This is a genomic window from Streptomyces triculaminicus (assembly GCF_017349075.1).
Lineage (GTDB): Bacteria > Actinomycetota > Actinomycetes > Streptomycetales > Streptomycetaceae > Streptomyces > Streptomyces triculaminicus.
Window position 1 is genome coordinate 1,113,228 of sequence record NZ_JAFMOF010000001.1, and the last position, 20,868, is coordinate 1,134,095.

At 71.8% G+C, this 20,868-nt stretch carries 18 protein-coding genes and 5 tRNA genes; 12 read left to right on the forward strand and 11 right to left on the reverse strand.

Going from position 1 to position 20,868, the window contains the following annotated elements; genetic code table 11:
- The first annotated feature begins 135 nt into the window (after positions 1-135).
- Together J1792_RS05125 and J1792_RS05130 are read left to right on the forward strand one after the other, a co-directional pair.
- Positions 136-1,236 carry a Leu/Phe/Val dehydrogenase gene (locus tag J1792_RS05125; RefSeq protein WP_086566104.1) on the forward strand — a complete coding sequence of 367 codons (1,101 nt, stop codon included), beginning with the start codon at positions 136-138 and terminating at the stop codon, positions 1,234-1,236.
- Between the two features lie 361 nt (positions 1,237-1,597).
- On the forward strand, positions 1,598-1,858 hold the full coding sequence (locus J1792_RS05130; protein WP_086566105.1) for a DUF3073 domain-containing protein: 261 nt from the start codon (positions 1,598-1,600) through the stop codon (positions 1,856-1,858).
- Positions 1,859-2,004: 146 nt separating this feature from the next.
- Here the strand turns inward: J1792_RS05130 and purM are convergent, their stop codons facing one another.
- The 6 genes from purM to purS form a co-directional block, all read right to left on the reverse strand.
- Positions 2,005-3,075 carry a phosphoribosylformylglycinamidine cyclo-ligase gene (gene purM / locus J1792_RS05135; protein WP_086566106.1) on the reverse strand — a complete coding sequence of 357 codons (1,071 nt, stop codon included), beginning with the start codon at positions 3,073-3,075 and terminating at the stop codon, positions 2,005-2,007.
- A 62-nt stretch (positions 3,076-3,137) separates the two neighbouring features.
- Complete coding sequence (gene purF, locus J1792_RS05140; protein ID WP_086566107.1) at positions 3,138-4,655, reverse strand: amidophosphoribosyltransferase; 1,518 nt, start codon at positions 4,653-4,655, stop codon at positions 3,138-3,140.
- Positions 4,656-4,802: 147 nt separating this feature from the next.
- On the reverse strand, positions 4,803-5,645 hold the full coding sequence (locus tag J1792_RS05145; protein ID WP_086566108.1) for a sterol carrier family protein: 843 nt from the start codon (positions 5,643-5,645) through the stop codon (positions 4,803-4,805).
- A gap of 96 nt (positions 5,646-5,741) precedes the next feature.
- Positions 5,742-7,991, reverse strand: coding sequence for a phosphoribosylformylglycinamidine synthase subunit PurL (gene purL, locus J1792_RS05150; protein ID WP_086566109.1), 2,250 nt, complete (start codon positions 7,989-7,991; stop codon positions 5,742-5,744).
- Complete coding sequence (gene purQ / locus J1792_RS05155) at positions 7,988-8,668, reverse strand: phosphoribosylformylglycinamidine synthase subunit PurQ (protein WP_086566110.1); 681 nt, start codon at positions 8,666-8,668, stop codon at positions 7,988-7,990. The genes purL and purQ overlap by 4 nt, the downstream gene beginning before the upstream one ends.
- Positions 8,665-8,910, reverse strand: a complete 246-nt coding sequence (purS, locus tag J1792_RS05160) for a phosphoribosylformylglycinamidine synthase subunit PurS (protein ID WP_086566111.1) — start codon at positions 8,908-8,910, stop codon at positions 8,665-8,667. The genes purQ and purS overlap by 4 nt, the downstream gene beginning before the upstream one ends.
- Positions 8,911-9,226: 316 nt before the next feature.
- On the opposite strand from purS, the gene J1792_RS05165 reads away from it, so the two are divergent.
- From J1792_RS05165 to J1792_RS05205, 10 genes are all read left to right on the forward strand, one after another.
- Positions 9,227-9,544 carry a histone-like nucleoid-structuring protein Lsr2 gene (locus J1792_RS05165; RefSeq protein WP_086566112.1) on the forward strand — a complete coding sequence of 106 codons (318 nt, stop codon included), beginning with the start codon at positions 9,227-9,229 and terminating at the stop codon, positions 9,542-9,544.
- Between the two features lie 204 nt (positions 9,545-9,748).
- Positions 9,749-9,820 (forward strand) — tRNA-Gly (locus J1792_RS05170).
- Between the two features lie 44 nt (positions 9,821-9,864).
- Positions 9,865-9,936 (forward strand) — tRNA-Gly (locus tag J1792_RS05175).
- 46 nt (positions 9,937-9,982) lie between these two features.
- Positions 9,983-10,054, forward strand: a tRNA-Gly gene (locus J1792_RS05180).
- A gap of 93 nt (positions 10,055-10,147) precedes the next feature.
- A tRNA-Gly gene (locus tag J1792_RS05185) sits at positions 10,148-10,220 on the forward strand.
- 152 nt (positions 10,221-10,372) lie between these two features.
- On the forward strand, positions 10,373-11,320 hold the full coding sequence (locus tag J1792_RS33865) for an ABC transporter ATP-binding protein (RefSeq protein WP_242645442.1): 948 nt from the start codon (positions 10,373-10,375) through the stop codon (positions 11,318-11,320).
- The gene (locus J1792_RS05190; protein ID WP_242645443.1) at positions 11,320-12,141 is read left to right on the forward strand and encodes an ABC transporter permease; all 822 of its coding nucleotides are present in this window, start codon (positions 11,320-11,322) and stop codon (positions 12,139-12,141) included. Before J1792_RS33865 ends, J1792_RS05190 begins: the two co-directional genes overlap by 1 nt.
- Positions 12,142-12,181: 40 nt before the next feature.
- Complete coding sequence (locus J1792_RS35315) at positions 12,182-13,510, forward strand: sensor histidine kinase (protein ID WP_207246714.1); 1,329 nt, start codon at positions 12,182-12,184, stop codon at positions 13,508-13,510.
- Entirely contained in the window at positions 13,507-14,115 is a 609-nt protein-coding gene (locus tag J1792_RS05200; protein ID WP_086566115.1) for a response regulator transcription factor, read from the forward strand. The genes J1792_RS35315 and J1792_RS05200 overlap by 4 nt, the downstream gene beginning before the upstream one ends.
- Positions 14,116-14,149: 34 nt before the next feature.
- Positions 14,150-14,222, forward strand: a tRNA-Gly gene (locus J1792_RS05205).
- 76 nt (positions 14,223-14,298) lie between these two features.
- Here the strand turns inward: J1792_RS05205 and J1792_RS05210 are convergent.
- The 5 genes from J1792_RS05210 to J1792_RS05230 form a co-directional block, all read right to left on the reverse strand.
- Positions 14,299-15,690 (reverse strand): sensor histidine kinase, encoded by a 1,392-nt coding sequence (locus J1792_RS05210; RefSeq protein ID WP_242705417.1) that lies wholly within the window; start codon positions 15,688-15,690, stop codon positions 14,299-14,301.
- Entirely contained in the window at positions 15,687-16,385 is a 699-nt protein-coding gene (locus tag J1792_RS05215) for a response regulator transcription factor (RefSeq protein ID WP_086566116.1), read from the reverse strand. The genes J1792_RS05210 and J1792_RS05215 overlap by 4 nt, the downstream gene beginning before the upstream one ends.
- 123 nt (positions 16,386-16,508) lie before the next feature.
- Entirely contained in the window at positions 16,509-17,408 is a 900-nt protein-coding gene (locus J1792_RS05220; RefSeq protein WP_086566117.1) for a phosphoribosylaminoimidazolesuccinocarboxamide synthase, read from the reverse strand.
- A 68-nt stretch (positions 17,409-17,476) separates the two neighbouring features.
- Positions 17,477-18,955, reverse strand: a complete 1,479-nt coding sequence (locus tag J1792_RS05225; protein WP_086566118.1) for a N,N-dimethylformamidase beta subunit family domain-containing protein — start codon at positions 18,953-18,955, stop codon at positions 17,477-17,479.
- Between the two features lie 175 nt (positions 18,956-19,130).
- Positions 19,131-20,804 (reverse strand): hypothetical protein, encoded by a 1,674-nt coding sequence (locus tag J1792_RS05230; protein ID WP_245872091.1) that lies wholly within the window; start codon positions 20,802-20,804, stop codon positions 19,131-19,133.
- Positions 20,805-20,868: the final 64 nt, after the last annotated feature.

Genomic DNA, 20,868 nt, shown 5'->3' on the forward strand with positions numbered 1-20,868 from the left:
CCATGGCGCCGGAGCACGGGAGAGTGATCCTCGGCACGGGACCGGCTCTGCGGGCCGGCAGGTCTTACCCTCTTGGGCAACCGGCCCTCCACCACCCCTCGGAGGGCGACCTCCGCGACATATGGAGTCACCACCGTGACTGACGTACGTCCCACCGCCGGCGCCGAAAGCGGCGTGCTGCACACCCTGTTCCGGACCGATCAGGGCGGCCACGAGCAGGTCGTTCTGTGCCAGGACCGCGAGAGCGGCCTGAAGGCCGTCATCGCCCTCCACTCCACCGCCCTGGGCCCCGCCCTGGGCGGCACGCGCTTCCACGCCTACGCCTCCGACGAGGAGGCCGTGCGCGACGCGCTCAACCTCTCGCGCGGCATGTCGTACAAGAACGCCCTGGCGGGACTCGATCACGGTGGCGGGAAGGCGGTGATCATCGGTGACCCCGATCTGATCAAGACCGAAGAACTGCTGCTGGCCTACGGACGGTTCGTGGCCTCCCTCGGCGGCCGCTATGTCACCGCGTGCGACGTCGGCACGTACGTGCGGGACATGGACGTGGTCGCCCGGGAGAACCGCTGGACCACCGGCCGCTCCCCCGAGAACGGCGGCGCCGGCGACTCCTCCGTGCTCACCGCCTTCGGCGTCTTCCAGGGCATGCGCGCCGCCGCGCGCACCCAGTGGGGCGAGCCGACGCTGCGCGGCCGCCGGGTCGGCGTCGCGGGCGTCGGAAAGGTCGGCCACCACCTGGTGGAGCACCTGGTCGAGGACGGCGCGGAGGTCGTGATCACGGACGTCCGGGCCGAGGCCGTCGAGCGGATCACCGCCCGGCACCCGCAGGTCACGGCCGTCACGGACGCCGACGTGCTCATCCGCACCCCGCTCGACGTCTACGCCCCCTGCGCCCTCGGCGGCGCGCTGAACGACGAGACCGTGGCCGCCCTCACCGCGACCGTGGTCTGCGGCGCGGCCAACAACCAGCTCGCCCACCCCGGCGTGGAGAAGAACCTCGCCGACCGCGGCATCCTGTACGCGCCCGACTACGTGGTGAACGCGGGTGGCGTCATCCAGGTCGCCGATGAGCTGCACGGGTTCGATTTCGACCGGGCGAAGGCCAAGGCCACCAAGATCTATGACACGACGTTGGCCATATTCGATCGGGCCAAGTCGGACGGCATCCCGCCGGCCGCCGCGGCCGACCGGCTCGCCGAGCAGCGCATGGCGGAGGCCCGCGCGGCCCGGTAACACTCCGCATCGCCATCACTCGACCGGGTGAACTTGCGGTCCGAGTGAGTGATCGGTACCCGCACACCGGTCCCGACAGAAACACGCCGCCGAGGGGGGTGAAGGAGAGATCTCTCACCACCCCTCGGCGGGTCGGCGCCCAGGACACGTTAAAATCGCAGCTGACCAGCGAGTACGGAGCATCTCGCCGGTTCTGCTGCGTGGCACGTCATGCGGGCGACGTACCGTATGGCCGCGGAAGCAGGTACCGTTGAAGCTCTACAGGCCGGACACCTTTCACAGGGGTCCGCTCTGACTCATGAACGTGAACGCGTGTCAAGACTCTGGGGCCGTCGAGCCCCGTCAATGAGGGGGTCGAGCCATGGGGCGCGGCCGGGCCAAGGCCAAGCAGACAAAGGTCGCCCGCCAGCTGAAGTACAGCAGCGGCGGGACCGACCTCTCACGTCTGGCCAATGAGCTAGGCGCAACGCAGCCGTCGATCAAGCAGCCGCCGGAGAGCGAGCCGCTTGAGGAAGACGAGCTGGACGACGACCCGTACGCTCAGTACGCGGCGCGTTACAACGACGATGAGGACGAGGACGAGCAGTCGTCCGACCCGTCCGTCTATCGTCGCCGCGCTTGACGCGACGACTTCCACAAACCCGGTCCGGGGCCTCGCCCCGGACCGGGTTCTGTGCTGCCCGCGGCCGGACTCGGCTTCTCGCAGGCGTCCCGGGCCATGACCGTCCCGCCCGGAACCCTCGGCCCCGGGCGGTCGTGTTCCGCTGATCAGGCGGAGTAGTCACCGGTGAGGGCCACCGCTTCGGAGTGAGCGCCGCGCTCGGTGATCCCGCCCGCGACCCAGGCCTCCACGCCCCGGTCGGCGAAGGTCGCCAGCGCCACGTCCACGGACTCCTGCGGCACGACGGCGATCATGCCGACGCCCATGTTCAGGGTCTTCTCCAGCTCGAGCCGCTCGACCCCGCCCAGCTTGCCGACCAGGTCGAACACCGCGCCCGGCGCCCAGGTGGAGCGGTCCACCGTGGCGTGCAGGCCGTCCGGGATCACCCGGGCCAGGTTGTTGGCCAGACCGCCGCCGGTGATGTGCGAGAAGGCGTGCACCTCGGCCGTACGGGTGAGGGCCAGGCAGTCCAGCGAGTAGATCTTCGTGGGCTCCAGCAGCTCCTCGCCCAGGGTGCGGCCGAACTCCGGAACCTCGCGGTCCAGCTCCCAGCCGGCCCGGTCGAAGAGCACATGGCGGACCAGTGAGTACCCGTTCGAGTGAAGTCCCGAGGACGCCATCGCGATGACGGCGTCACCCGCGCGGATACGGTCGGCACCCAGCAGACGGTCCGCCTCGACCACGCCCGTACCGGCGCCGGCCACGTCGAACTCGTCCACGCCCAGCAGGCCCGGGTGCTCGGCGGTCTCGCCGCCGACCAGGGCGCAGCCGGCCAGGACGCAGCCCTCGGCGATGCCCTTGACGATCGCGGCGACACGCTCGGGGAAGACCTTGCCGACGCAGATGTAGTCGGTCATGAACAGCGGCTCGGCGCCGCAGACGACCAGGTCGTCCACGACCATGCCCACGAGGTCGTGGCCGATGGTGTCGTAGACGCCCATGCGGCGGGCGATGTCGACCTTGGTGCCGACGCCGTCCGTGGCGGACGCCAGCAGCGGGCGCTCGTAGCGCTTGAGGGCGCTGGCGTCGAAGAGGCCGGCGAAGCCGCCGAGGCCGCCGACGGCCTCGGGACGGGTGGCCTTCTTCACCCACTCCTTCATCAGCTCGACGGCGCGGTCGCCCGCCTCGATGTCGACGCCCGCGCTTGCGTAGCTGGCACCGGTGGTCTCAGAAGACATGGTCTTGAGATCTTTCGTGTCGTTCGTAAGTACGGTCGTTCGTCACTACGGGCGGGCGAGCGCTACGGACGGCGCAGCGCGTCGGCCGCGTCCGAGCCGCCGGCCAGCTCGCTCTCCAGGAGCTGCTTGCCCAGGAGCTCGGGGTCGGGCAGCTCCATCGGGTACTCGCCGTCGAAGCAGGCCCGGCACAGGTTCGGCTTGGCGATGGTGGTCGCCTCGACCATGGCGTCGAGGGAGATGTACGCGAGGGAGTCCGCGCCCAGCGACTTGCCGATCTCGTCGACCGTCATGCCGTTGGCGATCAGCTCGGCGCGGGTGGCGAAGTCGATGCCGAAGAAGCACGGCCACTTCACCGGCGGCGACGAGATCCGCACGTGGACCTCGGCGGCCCCCGCCTCGCGGAGCATCCGCACCAGGGCGCGCTGGGTGTTGCCGCGGACGATGGAGTCGTCGACGACCACCAGGCGCTTGCCCCTGATGACTTCCTTGAGCGGATTGAGCTTGAGCCGGATGCCGAGCTGGCGGATGGTCTGGCTCGGCTGGATGAAGGTCCGGCCGACGTAGGAGTTCTTGACCAGGCCGGTGCCGTACGGGATGCCGCTGGCCTCCGCGTAACCCACGGCGGCGGGGGTGCCGGACTCCGGGGTCGGTATCACCAGGTCGGCGTCGACCGGGGCCTCGGCGGCGAGCCTGCGGCCCATCTCCACACGGGAGAGGTAGACGTTGCGGCCGGCGATCTCGGTGTCCGGGCGGGCCAGGTACACGTACTCGAAGACGCAGCCGCGCGGCTTGGTCTCGGCGAACCGGGAGGTCCGCAGGCCGTTCTCGTCGATGGCGATCAGCTCGCCGGGCTCGATCTCGCGCACGAAGGTGGCGCCACAGATGTCCAGGGCGGCCGTTTCGGAGGCCACCACCCAGCCGCGCTCGAGGCGGCCGAGCACCAGCGGGCGGATGCCCTGCGGGTCACGGGCGGCGTAGAGCGTGTGCTCGTCCATGAAGACGAGACAGAACGCGCCCTTGACGCCGGGCAGCACCTTGGTGGCCGCTTCCTCGATCGTCAGCGGCTTGCCGTCGTCATCGGTCTGGCCGGCCAGCAGGGCCGTCACCAGATCGGTGTCGTTGGTGGCCGCGACCTGGGTGGCACGGCCGTTCTCCTTGGGGAGCGCCGCGACCATCTCCGCCAGCTCGGCGGTGTTGACCAGGTTGCCGTTGTGGCCCAGGGCGATCGAGCCGTTGGCCGTCGCCCTGAACGTCGGCTGAGCGTTCTCCCACACCGAGGCTCCGGTGGTGGAGTAGCGGGCGTGACCGACCGCGATATGGCCCGTAAGAGAGCCGAGAGAGGTTTCGTCGAAGACCTGGGAAACCAGTCCCATGTCCTTGAAAACGAGGATCTGGGAGCCGTTGCTCACCGCGATGCCCGCGGACTCCTGTCCACGGTGCTGCAGCGCATACAGCCCGAAATAGGTGAGTTTTGCGACCTCTTCTCCCGGAGCCCAGACACCGAAGACGCCGCAAGCGTCCTGGGGGCCCTTTTCGCCCGGAAGCAGGTCGTGGTTGAGTCGTCCGTCACCACGAGGCACACCTTGAGTCTATGGCAGGGACGAGGTTCATCCGAACCGGGGACCACCGGTTATGGCTCACACCACGGACAGCCACTCGACAGGCACAGCGAATCACCCTTTCGTGGCCGAAAGAAATCACTCGCACGCGCTGCGAACACTCTTCGCTCAACTGAGCAGCGGTAGTTGATCGGAAATGTCGGCACGCTCGCCGCTCGCGCTCACGGCGGCGTCGTCGAGCGCGACAGCCCAGCTCGAACGTCCCGTGGCAAGGCGAATCCACGTCAATGGATCGGTCTCGACCACGTTCGGCGGGGTGCCGCGGGTATGCCGGGGGCCCGCCACGCACTGAACCACGGCGAACGGCGGGATACGGACCTCCACGGAGCCCCCCGGAGCCTTGGCCGCGAGGGTGTCCGCGAGCAGGCGCGTGACGGCCGCCAGGGCCTGCCGGTCGTGCCGCGGGGCCGTACCGGTGGCGTCCGCCAAGTCGTCGGCGAGGACGACCGTCTCGAGCAGTCGGGTCACCAGAAAATCGGCGACCGTCATGGCCCCGGCGACCGTCGGAACGACCGTCGCCGGATCCGTGCCGGCGGCGGCGTCCGCCAGGTTCCGGGCAGCCTCGCGCAGCCGGCCGGCGAGTGCCGGCGGCTCCACCGAGGCGAGCGCCGCGGCATCGGCCGGGGCCGCCGCCGCGAGCTCCCCGGCCCGTGAACTCGGGCCGCTCACATAGTCGATGAGGGTGATCCCGGCGCGCGCGGAAGCGCCCGCCGCGGTCGCCTCGGCGAGGCGGCGCGGCAGTGATTCCAGCACTCCGGCGAGACGCACGACCAGGTCGCGCACCGTCCGATCCCCTTGCCACGTGGGCGAGTCGAGCACCGCCCGGGCGTCAGGACCCGCGCACAGCGCGTCCACCGCCTCGCATACGACCCGAACCTGCCCGTCCAGGGCAGCGCGCACCTTGGCGGGGTCGTAACGACGAGGGCGTGGCGTGCGCGGAGCGGGAGACATGACGCCGAGCCTAGGACGGCCCTGTGACATCGGCCAGGACCGGCGGGCGAACCCGCCGGCCCGGCCGCCGACATGTCGGCTCCGGGACGCTCCCCGCTAGGCGAGCAGCGCCGGAATCGTCGCCTCGTGCGCCGTCCGGAGCTCCGCCAGCGGAAGCTCGAACTGGCCCTGGACGTCGATGGTTTCGCCGTCGACGACGCCGATCCGCGCCGCCGGCAGGCCCCGCGCGCCGCACATGTCGGTGAAGCGCAGCTCCTCGCTGCGCGGCACGGCGACGACCGCGCGGCCCGCGGACTCCGAGAACAGGAAGACGAACGGGTCCAGGCCGTCGGGAACGACGATCCGGGCGCCCTTGCCGCCGCGCAGGCACGACTCGGCCAGGGCCTGGATCAGACCGCCGTCGGAGAGATCGTGCGCGGCGTCGATCATGCCGTCGCGGGAGGCCGAGATGAGGATCTCGCCGAGCAGCTTCTCCCGGTCGAGGTCCACGGCCGGCGGCAGCCCGCCGAGGTGGTCGTGGATCACCTGCGACCAGGCCGAACCGCCCAGCTCCTCCTTGGTGTCACCCAGGAGGTAGAGCAGGTGACCCTCGTCCGAGAACGCCATCGGCGTACGGCGGTTGACGTCGTCGATGACGCCCAGCACCGCGACCACGGGGGTCGGGTGGATGGCCGTCTCGCCGGTCTGGTTGTACAACGAGACGTTGCCGCCGGTCACCGGGGTGCCCAGCGCCAGGCAGCCGTCCGCCAGGCCACGGGTGGCCTCGGCGAACTGCCACATGACGGCCGGGTCCTCGGGCGAACCGAAGTTCAGGCAGTTGGAGATGGCCAGCGGCCGGGCGCCGGTCGCGGCCACGTTGCGGTACGACTCGGCGAGCGCGAGCTGCGCGCCCGCGTACGGGTCGAGCTTGGCGTAGCGGCCGTTGCCGTCCGTGGAGACCGCGACGCCGAGGTCGGTGTCCTCGTCCACGCGGACCATGCCCGAGTCCTCGGGCTGGGCGAGCACGGTGTTGCCCTGCACGAACCGGTCGTACTGGTCGGTGATCCAGGACTTGGACGCCTGGTTCGGGGAGGAGATCACCTTCAGGACCTGCGCGCGCAGCTCCTCGGCGGTCCCCGGGCGGGCGAGCTTGTTCGCGTCGTCGGCCTGCAGGGCGTCCTGCCAGTCCGGACGGGCGTACGGGCGCTCGTAGACCGGGCCCTCGTGGGCGACCGTGCGCGGCGGGACGTCCACGATCTGCTCGCCGTGCCAGAAGATCTCCAGCCGCTCGCCGTCGGTGACTTCACCGATGACGGTGGCGATGACGTCCCACTTCTCGCAGATCTCGAGGAAGCGGGCGACCTTGCCCGGCTCGACGATCGCGCACATGCGCTCCTGCGACTCGCTCATGAGGATCTCCTCGGGCGAGAGCGTCGCGTCGCGCAGCGGTACGCGGTCCAGCTCGACGCGCATGCCGCCGGAGCCGGCGCTGGCCAGCTCGCTGGTGGCGCAGGACAGGCCGGCGCCGCCGAGGTCCTGGATGCCGTCGACGAGGTCCTCGCGGAAGATCTCCAGGGTGCACTCGATGAGGAGCTTCTCCTGGAAGGGGTCGCCGACCTGGACGGCGGGGCGCTTGGTGGGCTTGGAGTCGTCGAAGGTCTCGGACGCGAGGACCGAGACGCCGCCGATGCCGTCGCCGCCGGTGCGGGCGCCGTAGAGGATGACCTTGTTGCCGGCGCCGGACGCCTTGGCGAGGTGGATGTCCTCGTGCTTCATCACGCCGACGCACAGGGCGTTGACCAGCGGGTTGCCCTGGTAGCAGGCGTCGAAGACGACCTCGCCGCCGATGTTGGGCAGGCCCAGGCAGTTGCCGTAGCCGCCGATGCCCGCGACGACGCCCGGCAGGACGCGCTTGGTGTCGGGGTGGTCCGCGGCGCCGAAGCGCAGCGGGTCCATGACGGCGACGGGACGGGCGCCCATGGCGAGGATGTCGCGGACGATGCCGCCGACGCCGGTGGCCGCGCCCTGGTAGGGCTCGATGTACGACGGGTGGTTGTGCGACTCGACCTTGAAGGTGACCGCGTAGCCCTGGCCGACGTCGACGACGCCGGCGTTCTCGCCGATGCCGACGAGCAGGGCGTCGTTCTCGGGGGCCTTCTCGCCGAACTGGCGCAGGTGCACCTTGCTGGACTTGTACGAGCAGTGCTCGGACCACATGACCGAGTACATGGCCAGCTCGGCGCCGGTGGGACGGCGGCCGAGGATGGCACGGACGCGCTCGTACTCGTCCTGCTTCAGGCCCAGTTCGGCCCAGGGCTGCTCGACGTCGGGGGTCTCGTCGGCGTGCTTGACGGTGTCGAGAGTCATGCGTTGACCAGCTTCTTCAGGATCGAGGTGAAGAATCCGAGCCCATCCGTGCGGCCGGTGCCGACGAGGGGCTCGACGGCGTGCTCGGGGTGCGGCATCAGGCCGACGACGTTGCCGGCGGCGTTGGTGATGCCGGCGATGTCGCGGAGCGAACCGTTGGGGTTGACGTCCAGGTACCGGAAGACGACGCGGCCCTCGGCCTCGAGCTCGTCGAGGGTGCGCTCGTCGGCCACGTAGCGGCCGTCGATGTTCTTCAGCGGGACGGAGATCTCCTGGCCCGCCTCGTAGTCGGCCGTCCAGGCGGTGTCCGCGTTCTCGACGCGGAGCTTCTGGTCGCGGCAGATGAAGTGCAGGTGGTTGTTGCGCAGCATCGCGCCGGGGAGGAGGTGCGTCTCGGTGAGCACCTGGAAGCCGTTGCAGATGCCGAGGACGGGCATGCCGCCCTTGGCCTGCTCGATGACGGTCTCCATGACCGGCGAGAAGCGGGAGATGGCGCCCGCCCGCAGGTAGTCGCCGTAGGAGAAACCGCCGGGCAGGACCACGGCGTCGACCTGCTTGAGGTCCTTGTCGCGGTGCCAGAGCGGCACGGGCTCGAGGCCGGCGATCCGGACGGCGCGCTGGGTGTCGCGGTCGTCCAGGGTGCCGGGGAACGTGACGACTCCTACGCGTGCGGTCACGATTCGACTCGCACGGTGAAGTCCTCGATCACGGTGTTGGCGAGAAACGTTTCCGCCATCTCGTGGATTCGGGCGAGGGCGGCGTCGTCGACCGGACCCTCCACCTCGAGTTCAAAGCGCTTGCCCTGACGGACGTCGGCGATCCCCTCGAAACCCAGGCGTGGCAGCGCGCGCTGCACCGCCTGGCCCTGCGGGTCGAGGATCTCCGGCTTGAGCATGACGTCGACTACGACGCGTGCCACTGGCACTCCCGGTGTGTGGTGCGTGAGCTGAAGCGGTGATGTCAGAGTACAGTCCCGAAAAATCTACGCGCATAGATATGTCTGGCTTATCCCTCGCGTTTACGCGGGGCCGCACGGGAACGCACGGAAAAAATTCCGGAAAAACACGGGATGATCGCACCGTCGCGATTGCGATGGGGCACGCGGACGGAATTAACTGGGCTTCACCACGCATTGCCTTTTGTTGTACAAGTGAATACGTATTGACCGAGAACAACCGCAACCCTCATGTCACCGCAGGTCAACGCGGTGATACCGGCCGAAAGGACCCATTTCCGTGGCGCAGCGCGTAGTGGTCACACTCTCCGACGACATCGACGGCGGGGAAGCCGCGGAGACCGTCATGTTCGGGATCGACGGCAAGTCGTACGAGATCGACCTGAACACTGCCAATGCGAAGAAACTGCGAACCGTCCTCGCCCCTTACGTGGAGGCCGGCCGCAAGCACTCCCGCTCGGGCAAGACGTACCGCCGCACGGCCGTGGCGCCCGACCCCGCCGCGGTACGGGCCTGGGCCCGCTCGCACGGCATGGAGGTCCCGCCCCGCGGCCGGATCCCCAAGAAGGTCTACGAGGCGTTCAACGAGGCGGCCTGAGGCCGGGCGCCCGGGCCCGGCAGGGCCTACGGAAGGCCGGGGAGGCCGCCGGGCGGAACGTCGAGGTCCGCCCGGGCGGCCTGTCGGCCGAACGGGTGGAACAGCTTCCTCCGGTCCGACTTGCCAAGCACCCCGGATGATCAGCTAGAGTCTGGATCACGCCGAGGGGCAAGGCCGGGAAACCAGCCGGAACTTCGGGGTCATGCGGGTGTAGCTCAGTAGTAGAGCGCCCCCTTTCCAAGGGGGAGGCGCAGTGTGCGATTCCTGTCACCCGCTCTGACCGTCCAACCGTCCACGTATGTGGCCGGGTGGATGGACGCGCGGGTGTAGCTCAGTAGTAGAGCGCCCTCTTTCCAAGAGGGAGGCGCAGTGTGCGATTCCTGTCACCCGCTCTGAACGTCCGACCAAGTCACGTACGTGGCTCGGGTGGATGGTCATGCGGGTGTAGCTCAGTAGTAGAGCGCCCCCTTTCCAAGGGGGAGGCGCAGTGTGCGATTCCTGTCACCCGCTCTCATCGCTTACCGACCACTCCGGTGGATCAGGTACAGTGGTGCACGCACCGCACGGCGGCCCTCTCTTCGAGAAGCTGTCGAGCGGAAGTATGCGGACGTAGCTCAGTTGGTAGAGCACCACCTTGCCAAGGTGGATGTCGCGAGTTCGAGTCTCGTCGTCCGCTCAGAGAACGAAGGCCCCGGTCGGGAACGACCGGGGCCTTCGGCGTTTCCCGGTACCCGCGGACACCCGCCGGGCCGGCCCGATGACATTCGTCATCCGAAGTCATGACAGGCCGCACTGATCCGGAGCCGCGCGGGCCGGGAGCCTTGAAGCATGGACTTCGGCGCGAGTGTGATCGAGGTCTCAGGGCTGCGGCGTAGGTACGGGCAGTCAGGGGACGGTGGTTTCGAAGCGGTGCGGGGCGTCTCCTTCACCGTGCGGCGGGGCGAGTTGTTCGCCCTGCTGGGGACGAACGGCGCGGGGAAGACCTCCACGGTCGAGCTTCTGGAGGGCCTCGCGCGGCCCACGGAGGGCCGGGTGCGGGTGCTGGGCCACGATCCGTACGAGGAACGGCGCGCGGTGCGCCCACGGATCGGGGTGATGCTCCAGGAGGGCGGCTTCCCCTCCGAGCTGACCGTCGCGGAGACGGTCACGATGTGGGCGGGGTGCACGACGGGTGCGCGGCCCGTCGGCGAGGCGCTCGCCCTCGTACAGCTCACGGACCGCCGGGACGTCCGTATCAAGCAGCTCTCGGGCGGCGAGCGGCGGCGGCTGGACCTCGCGCTGGCCCTGCTCGGGCGTCCCGAGGTGCTCTTCCTCGACGAGCCCACGACCGGCCTCGACCCCGAGGCGCGGCACATGACGTGGGAGTTGGTGCGCGCACTCCGCGACGAGGGCACGACGGTGCTGCTGACCACCCACTACCTGGAAGAGGCCGAGGCGCTGGCCGACCGGCTGGCGATCATGCGCGAGGGGCGGATCGTGGCGGGCGGGACGCCCGCGGAGGTGATCGGCGGGTATCCGGCGCGGATCCGCTTCGCGATGCCGGACGGATGGTTCGTCGGGGACCTGCCGCCGCTGGCCGCGCTGGGCGTCCTGCGGCACGAGGAGGGCGCCGGGCGGATCGAGCTGCAGACGAAGGAGCTGCAGCGGACCCTCACCGGACTGCTGGTCTGGGCGCGGGAGAAGGACATCGAGCTGGACGGGCTCGACGCGCGGACCGCCTCGCTGGAAGAGGCGTTCCTCGCGATAGCGGGCACGACGGCGGGGAGGGGCGAGTGATGGCGGGCAACGGCATGAGGCCGGCGGGCACGACGGGTACGGGGGTCCCGACGAGCTCGACGACGGTCGCGGGACGGGCACTGGCGCTGGGGCGGGCCGAGCTGACCCTCCTCCTCCGCAACAAGTCGGCGCTGTACATCACCTTGTTGATGCCCGTCTTCATGGTCTACGCGATGCGCTCGGGCACGAAGAACCTGGACCTGGAGGCCACCGGACTGTCGGTGAAGGAAGTGACCATGACCGGCGCCTTCGGATACGTCCTGCTCTTCGTCGTCTACTACCACCTCATGAGCGCCTACACCGCCCGCCGCGAGGAACTGGTGCTCAAGCGGCTGCGCACCGGGGAGACGGGCGACGCGGAGATCCTCGCGGGCGCCGCGCTGCCCTCCGCGGCGATCGCCCTGGCGCAGTGCGTGCTGCTGGTCGTGGCGGGCTCGGTCTGGCTGGACATGCCCGCCCCCGCGCGCCCCGATCTGCTGCTCGTGGGCGTGCTGCTGGGCATCGTCCTGCTCGCCGCGCTGGCCGCCGCGTCCACGGCCCTCGCCCGGACCTCGGAGAGCGCGCAGCTCGCGGCGATGCCGCTGGCGATGGTCTCGATGCTGGGCTCGGGGATGTTCTGGCCGCTGGCGGCGATGCCCGAGGCCCTGGCGCGGTTCTGCGAGGTGCTGCCCATGACACCGGTCGTCGAGCTGATGCGCACCGGCTGGCTGGGCGGGGCGAGCACGGCCGAGATCCTGGGCCGGCTGGGGGCCGCCTTGGTCTGGGTGATCGTCGGGGTGTTTGCTGTACGGCGGTGGTTCCGCTGGGAACCACGGCGCTGAGCTGGGGAAACATCGGGGGTGACGGCGCATGATCCATCGGGTGCGCATCTTTCGGAGCCGGAGCAGGCTCGAGCAGATCGATCTCTATACGCGCAGTGCGCTGTACGTCGTCCCGTGGTTCTTCCTGGTGCTCGAGGCGGGGGGCCTGGTGAGTCTCGCGGGGCCCCGGCCCCTGCCTCGGGCGCTCGCCGTCTCCCTGATCGTCGTGGGTGCCCTGCAGGCCACGTTCGGCATCGGTCTGATCCGGCGGGCCCTCGACCGCTACCTGCGCAAGGAGACGACCGCCCTGTGGGGGCGGCTGGTCTTCTCGTTCGTCCTGCTGGTGCTGGCGCTGTGCCTCTTCGCGCGACTGCTGGCCGTCAGCGACGGGAACCTCGGTCAGCTCGGGTCCACGATGTTCATGGGCCTGACGGTGGCGCCGCTGGGGGCTCTGTGCCTGGTGGTGCGCAAGCGGACCTACTTCGGGCTGTGCACGGCCGGTTCGTTGGTCGCGACCGTGCCGTTCGGCGTGATGGGAGCGGACGCTCCGGCGCTGACGGGGGTGGCCTTCGGCGCGCTCTTCGTCAGCGGCTGGGTCGCGCTGATGGCGCGGGTCTCGGGATGGATGCTCTCCATCATCTGGGAGCTCGACGCGGCCCGCGCGGTGCAGTCGCGGCTCGCCGTCGCGGAGGAGCGGCTGCGGTTCTCCCGCGACATGCACGACATCCTGGGCCGCAACCTCGCCGCGATCGCGCTCAAGAGCGAACTCGCCGAGCAGCTTTCGCGACGGGGCTCGGACACGGCCTCGGCGCAGATGGCGGAGGTGCAGCGGATCGCCCAGGACTCCCAGCGCGAGCTGCGCGAGGTCGTCCGCGGCTACCGCGAGGCCGACCTGCACACGGAACTGGTCGGGGCCCGCGGCATCCTGGCCGCCGCCGGCATCGAGTGCCGCATGGACGACACCGCCGCCGACGAGCTGCCGCGGCAGGTCCAGTCGGCGCTGGCCTGGGTGGTGCGCGAGGCCACGACGAACGTGCTGCGGCACTCGGACGCGGGGCGCTGCGCCGTGCGGCTGCGCCAGAGGGAGGGGCTGGCCGTGCTGACGGTGGAGAACAACGGCGTGCGGCCGGCCGCTCCGGACGGTGCCGGCTCCGGCCTCGCCGGTCTGCGGGAGCGCCTGACGGCGCTCGGGGGGACGGTGTCGTACGAGTACGGCTCGAACGAGACGTTCCGGCTGTCGGCGAAGGTGCCGGTCGCCTCGCCGGCGGCGGGTGCGGAGCGCGGTTCGGCACCGCTGGAGACGTCGGAGGTGCCTGCTCGCTCGCAGGGGGCCGCGCCCCCTGACGCCCGTGAGCCGGACGGCCTCACGGTGGACAGGACGGGCGCATGACGATCCGCGTGATGCTCGCCGACGACGAGCACCTGATCCGGGGGGCGCTGGCCGCCCTCCTCGGGCTCGAGGACGATCTCCAGGTGGTGGCCGAGGCCGCGTCCGGACCGGAGGCGCTGGCGATGGCCCGGTGCCACCGGCCGGACGTAGCCGTACTGGATCTCCAGATGCCAGGGGCGGACGGTGTGACGGTCGCCACATCGCTGCGGTCCGAACTCCCCTCCTGCCGCGCCATGATCGTGACGGGTCACGGCCGCCCCGGGCACCTGAAGCGGGCCCTGGAGGCGGGGGTGCGGGGGTTCGTGCCCAAGACCGTCTCGGCCCAGCGGCTCGCCGAGATCATCCGTACCGTGCACGGCGGAAGCCGCTACGTGGACCCGGAGTTGGCGGCCGACGCGATCAGCGCCGGGGACTCCCCGCTGTCCGCGCGCGAGGCGGAACTGCTCGAGCTGGCCGAGGACGGCGCGCCCATCGCGGAGATCGCGCGGAAGGCTTCGCTGACACCCGGGACGGTCCGCAATTACCTCTCCTCGGCGGCCGCGAAGCTGGGCGCGGAGAACCGTCATGCGGCGGCGCGCATCGCACGCGCTCAGGGTTGGCTATAGTGGTACCCGCACCGCACGAGAGCGCGGGGCGAATGCGGACGTAGCTCAGTTGGTAGAGCACCACCTTGCCAAGGTGGATGTCGCGAGTTCGAGTCTCGTCGTCCGCTCAGAGAACGAAGGCCCCGGTCGGGAACGACCGGGGCCTTCGGCGTTCCCCGGGTCTTTCCCCGGTCGTTCCCGGTGTCAGCGAGGTTCGGAGGCAGGGAAGCTCAGGCGGAAGAGGGCGCCGCCCGTGCCGGCCTGTTCCGCCGTGAGCTCGGCGCCGTGGGCGCGGGCGATCTGGCGTGCCATGGCCAGGCCCAGGCCGGAGCCCGGCAGGGCGCGGGCCTGGCGGGAGCGGTAGAAGCGGTCGAAGACGTGCGGCAGGTCCTCGTCCGAGATGCCGGGGCCGTGGTCGCGGACGGTGAGGTCGAGGGTGCCGTCCGTGCGGGCGAGGCGCACCTCGACCATGGCGCCGGCCGGGCTGAACTTGGCCGCGTTGTCCAGCAGGTTGGACAGCAGCCGGGCGAGCCGGGCGGGCACGCCGGGGACGGTGGCCCCGGCCAGGTCGGCCGTGAAGAGCGTGGCCGGCCAGTGGCCGCGGGCGTCGGCCACGCAGCGCTCGGCGAGCAGGTCCAGCCGCACCTGTTCGACCAGCTGCTGGGGTTCCTCGTCGCGGGCCAGCTCGATGAGGTCGTTGACCATGCCCGTCACCTCGCGCAGCTGGCGGCCGAGGGCGTCCGAGGCCCGCTCGCGCTGGGCGGTGGAGAGCCGGTCGGCGCGGGCGAGCAGCTCGGCGTTGGTGCGCAGCGCGGTGAGCGGGGTGCGCAGCTCGTGGGAGGCGTCGGCGACGAGCCGGCGCTGGGCGGCGACGGCCTCCTCCAGCTCGCCGAGCATGGTGTTGAAGCTGGTGGCGAGGCGGGTGATCTCGTCCTGGCGGCGTGCCTCATAGGGCGGCAGCTCGATGCGGTGGGCGGGGTCGCGGGTGGCGGCGATGCGCTCGGCGGTGGCGGTCAGGCGGGTGACGGGCCGCAGCGAGGTGCGCGCGGCGAGGTGGCCCAGCGCCGCCGCGAGGAGGACCCCGACGGCGCCGACCCCGCCGAGGTAGAGCCCGGCCTGTTCCACGCTCTGGTCGACGCTGTCGGAGCGGGCCGCCACCTGCAGGGCGCGCCCGTCCCGGCCGGGGACCGGGGTGGTCAGCATCCTCATGGGACGGCCGTGGTGGGTGATGTCGCTGTAGTACGCGCCGAGGGTGCCGGCCGCGACCCGGCGGGTCGCGCCGGTGACGGGCAGCACCAGGCCGTTCTGGCCGGGGGCCGCCGGGTCGGCGCGGACGATCTGGGCGCAGGCGGGGGCGGCCCGCCAGGCGCACTGGTCGTAGAGCACACCCTGGTCGGCGCCGCCGCGGCTCTGCTGGGCGACGAGCCCGGCCTGCTGCTTGAGCTGGAGGTCCAGCTGGCGCACGAGTTCGTAGCGGATGACCACATAGGCGCCGGCCAGCACGCCCAGGGCGACGAGCGCCACGGCGGCGGAGGTGACGAGCGTCAGGCGGGTGCGCAGCGGCCTGCGGCCGAGGGGGCCGGTGCGGCGGCTCACCGCTGGGCCAGCCGGTAGCCGACGCCGTGGACGGTGTGCACGAGGCGGGGCGCGCCGGACGCCTCGAGCTTGCGCCGGAGGTAGCCGACGTAGACGGCGAGGGAGTTGGACTCGGGGCCGAAGTCCGCGCCCCAGACGCGCTCCTGGATCACCTCGCGCGGCAGCACCTGTCCCGGGTGCCGCAGCAACACCTCCAGCAGCGCGAACTCGGTCCGGGTGAACTCCAGGGCGAGCCCGGCGCGCTCTCCGGTCCGGGTGACGGGGTCGACGCGCAGGTCCGCGAAGGCCAACTCCCGCTCCTCCCCCACCGGTTCGGCGGGGGCCGCGCGGCGCAGCAGGGCCCGCAGGCGGGCGAGCAGCTCGTCCAGCGCGAAGGGCTTGACCAGATAGTCGTCGGCCCCGGCGTCCAGGCCCGCGACGCGGTCGGAGACGGTGTCGCGGGCGGTCAGGACGAGGACCGGGGTCCGGTCGCCGAGCTCGCGCAGCCGCCGGCAGACGGCGAGGCCGTCGAGCACGGGCATGGCGAGGTCGAGCACGATGGCTCCCGGCGGTGCGCTCGCGACGGCGGAGAGGGCCTCCAGCCCGTCGGCGGCCGAGCGCACGGCGTAGCCCTCGACGGTCAGGCTGTCGACGACGGCTGCCCGTACGTCGGGGTCGTCGTCCACGACCAGTACGGACGTCGGCGTCTCGGCCATCGCGCCTCCGGCGGGGGTACGGGATCTTGTGCGTGCCCCCACGATGGCATGCGCTGTCTGAGAGAGCTCTTAGAGAGGGCCCTTACCGCCACGAGGGCCCTCACAGCCGCCCGGTCGGCGCCGCTACGCCCACTTCGAGCCGGTCAGGCGCTCGTACGCCTCGACGTACTTCGCGCGGGTGCGCTCGACGATCTCCGCCGGCAGCTCCGGCGGCGGGAGCTGGCCGTTGCGGTCCCAGCCCGAGGCCGGCGAGGACAGCCAGTCGCGGACGAACTGCTTGTCGAAGGAGGGCTGGGCGCGGCCCGGCTCCCAGGAGTCGGCGGGCCAGAAGCGGGAGGAGTCGGGGGTGAGCACCTCGTCCGCGAGGACCAGGTCGCCGTCCGCCCAGCCGAACTCGAACTTGGTGTCGGCCAGGATGATGCCCCGGTCGCGGGCGATGTCGCGGGCGCGGCTGTAGACGGCCAGGGTCGTCTGGCGGAGCATGGCGGCGGTCTCGGCGCCGACGCGGCGGGCGGTCTCCTCGTAGGAGACGTTCTCGTCGTGCTCGCCGACCTCGGCCTTGGTCGCCGGGGTGAAGATCGGCTGGGGCAGCTCGGAGCCGTTGACCAGGCCCTCGGGGAGGGCGAGCCCGCAGACGGTGCGGGTCTGCTCGTACTCCACGAGGCCGGAGCCGGTGAGGTAGCCGCGGGCGACGCACTCGACCGGGATCATCTCCAGCGAGCGGCAGACCAGGGTGCGCCCGGCCCAGTCGGCGGGGGCGCCGGCGGGCAGCTCGTCGGAGAGCACGTGGTGCGGGATGAGGTCGCGCAGGCGGTCGAACCACCACAGGGACAGCTGGGTGAGGACGCGCCCCTTGTCGGGGATCTCCGTGGGCAGCACCCAGTCGTAGGCGGACATGCGGTCGCTGGCGACCATCACCAGCCGGCCGGCCTCGTCGCGGTAGAGGTCGCGGACCTTGCCGGTGTGCAGGTGCGTCAGGCCCGGGACCTCGACGGGCTTGGGCTTCTCGACGAATCCGGACACGCGTCCTCCTGGTGGTTTGTCCAAACACCCCGATTCTGCCGTACGGCGGCGCGCGGCTCCGCCGGGGGTCAGGCGCGTTTGCAGATGCGGTCCAGGAGATTGGCCGTGGCCCGCTGGATCCGGGGGTCCACATGGCCGGGCCGGTCCAGGGCCGGGGACCAGGCGAAGGTGCCGGAGGCGAAGACCAGGGCCCCGCTGGGGGCGCGGTACAGGGAGGTCTCCTGGTGGCGTCTGGTGCCCTCGCCGTCCTCGTACGGGGAGTGGGCCAGCAGGATGCGACGGGTGTGCTCGGGCAGGGCCGTACGGGGGAAATAGCGGTCGGCCTCGCCCGCGACGAGGCCGGACAGCTCGTCGCCCTCGCCGGCGCCCGTGGCCTCCCACAGCCAGTGGTCGGCGTTGCGGACGACCAGCGGGGCGGGTTCGGGGACGCGGCCGGCGTACTGGATGCCGAGCAGCTGCTGCTCGGGGGGCGACATCTCGCGCCACAGCGCCGAGCGGCCGGGGCCCCGGCGCTTGCGGCAGGTCAGCAGGTGGTCGGTGCCGGCCGGCGAGGGGGCGAGCTCGACCTGCCAGTACATGGTGTTGGAGGAGAGGAAGACCAGCGAGGTGCCGCAGTCGCGGGCGTTCTCGACGGCGTGGCGCATGGCGGGCGACCAGTACTCGTCGTGGCCGGGGAAGACGAGGCCCCGGTAGCGTGCCGGATCGATTCGCCCTGCGTGCAGGTCGCGGGTCTCGGCGTAGGCGAGGCCGTAGCCGTAGCGCTCGGCCCAGCGGATGAAGTCGTAGGCGTGGCCCACGTGCAGCGGCAGCCCGGCGCCGGCGTAGGGGCGGTCGAAGGAGACGGTGGTGGCCGCGCCCTCCTCGCCGAGCAGCCGGCCGTCCTCGCCCCAGGCGTGGTAGAGGCTGGCGCCGGTCCGGCCGTCCTCGGGATAGAGGTTGTAGGCCTGCCAGGTGATGTCGGGCAGGACGAGCAGCAGGTCGGCGGGGGTGCTGTCGCGGACGGTGAAGGGGATGTGGCTGCGGTAGCCGTCGGCGGTGGTGAGGACGGCGACATAGGCGCCGGTGCTCCAGAAGCTGGGGATCTGCAGCCGCCAGGACAGCCACCAGTGGTGACAGGAGACCGTGCGGTCCGCGGTGAGCGGCGGCGGCTGGACGATGCCCGACAGCCGGGGGCTCGTCGTGATCTTCGCGGCGCCGACGCCCCCGTAGTGGCCGATGCGGTAGATGTCGACGGAGAACTGCTGCGGGGGATCCACGGTGATCCGGAAGTCCACGGCCTCTCCGGGGGCCACCGCGCTGTCGGTGGCGAAGCCCTTGATCTGGCAGTGGACGTCGTCGGCGGTGCGCGGCCCGGGCCTGCGCGGCGGCGGGACGCGCGCGCCGGCCGGGGCGACGACGGGGTCGACGTACCAGGGGATGATCTGGCCGGTGCCGTCGAAGTAGTACTCGCCACCGCGCAGCCAGGGCAGTGGCCCTTGTCCGAAGGGATCGGAGACGGCGTGCGCGAGTGCCCCGGATTCCCAGCGCCGGACCTGCTCCGTCCCCATGTGCGCTCTCCCTCCCCTGGATCACCGCATACCTATTCGGTTTCCCAGCAGATCACAGGACACACCCGGCTCGTCACTGTTCGTCGGCAAATTCCCCGGAAGTGATGGCTCGGCCTCCACGCAGCGTCACCGCTTCACCGTCCGTGACGGCGGGGCGGAGACGCTGCCGGAGCCCTCAGCCCAGCCGGACGGGCTTCTCCGGCCGCACCCCGATCTCCCCCAGCCAGGCACGCAGGGGCTCGCCGTCGCCGTCCTCGATCAGGCTCAGGACCGTACGGGCCAGATCGGCGCGGCGGGCGCCGCCGATCAGCAGGGCGGGCCCGTCCAGCCAGTCCAGGCCGGGCACGGCCCCGGCGGTGTCGACGGCGGCGCAGCACACCATGGCCGTCACATGGTCGGCGAGCAGCTCGCGGCCGCTGCGCGGCGGCTGCAGCGGGAACAGGGGGGCCAGGCCGTCGATCCAGGAGCCGGCCGAGGCGCCGAGCCCGCCCCGCTCGGCCACCCGCTCCTCCCGGGCCGCCTCGCGGGCGACCTCCGCGCTCAGCCGCACCCCCAGCTCCTCGCCCACCCCGCCGCCGGCCGGGCCGGTGAGGCGCTCGAGGACCCGGGCGACCGTGGGCGCCGCGGGCGTGGGGTCCGGCACGAGGGGGGTCCGCCCGGCGTCCGGGAGGCCGGGCAGCGCGCGGGGCGCGATGTCGTCCAGGACGCGGTGCAGCCGGGCGGCCTCCAGCCGCCATTTGCGGTCCACGACCTCCTCCGGGTACTGGCTCCAGCTGACGGGCGACCAGTCGGGGCCGGGCTCGGGCGGGCCGCCGTGGAAGAGGCGGGCGGCCAGCAGGGACGCGGCCTCGTCGATGAGGCCGGGCTCCTCGAGCAGGTCGCACGCGGGCCGCTCGCCCAGCCGGGAGGCGAAGCCCTCCGCCAGCCGGTCGCGCCGGGAGAGCTCGGTCAGCGCGGAGACGACGCCCGCGTCGAGGCGCGAGGGCCAGCGGCCCATGCGCCAGGCGGGCAGCGCGACGCGGTTCAGCAGCCGGTCCCAGCCGGCGTAGGCGAGGCCGACCTGTTCCTGGGCGACGATCCGCAGGCCGTAGTCGACCGCCTGGGCGCGCTCGGAGGCGGCCGCCGCCACCCCCCGCTCCATCTCGGCGGCGTGGTCGCGGCAGGAGCGCAGCAGCAGCCGGGCGGCCCAGCCCACGAACGCGAGCAGCGGCCGCCCGGCCGCCACCGCCACGGCGGCGTCCAGGCCGCGGACGAAGCGGCGGGCGGCCGCTATGTCGGGGTGGGCGGCCGGGCCCGTGCCCGCCACCACGGGGGCGAGCAGGGCGCGCAGCTCGGCGACGCGCATCCACCACAGGAACGGCGAGCCGATCACCAGCACCGGCGCGTCCCCGGCCCGGCGGCGCGCCGGCGGCCGCTCGCGCGAAGGGCCGTGCGCGGGATGCGTACGGTCCTCCAGCCAGCTGTCGCAGTCGGGGGTGAGGGCTATCGCGGAGGGGGCGGGGACGTCCAGCCGCTCGGCGAGGTCACGGACCAGGCGGTAGAGGTCGGGGGCCGTCGACTCGGGGATCGGGACGGTGGGGCTGAGGGCCGGCCGGGCCCGCGCGACCACGGCGGCCACGCCGGCGGCCAGCACCAGCGCCAGCACCGCGAGGGCGCTCACGACGGGCCGGACCACGTCCCAGACGGAATCGTCCGGAATACGCCCCATGGCCGAGCCCGCCGCCAGTACGACCGCGGCCGCCGCCGGCAGCAGGGCGACCGCCAGCGCCGTGCTGCGCACCCGCAGCACGGCGAGGGCACGGGCGCGTGCGGTCAGCACGCCTGCTTCGGGACCTGCCACGAGACCGATCACCCCCAGTCGCCTGTAGTGCTGCCCGGGTGCTTACCACCCCCACTGTGGCACCGGCCTCTGA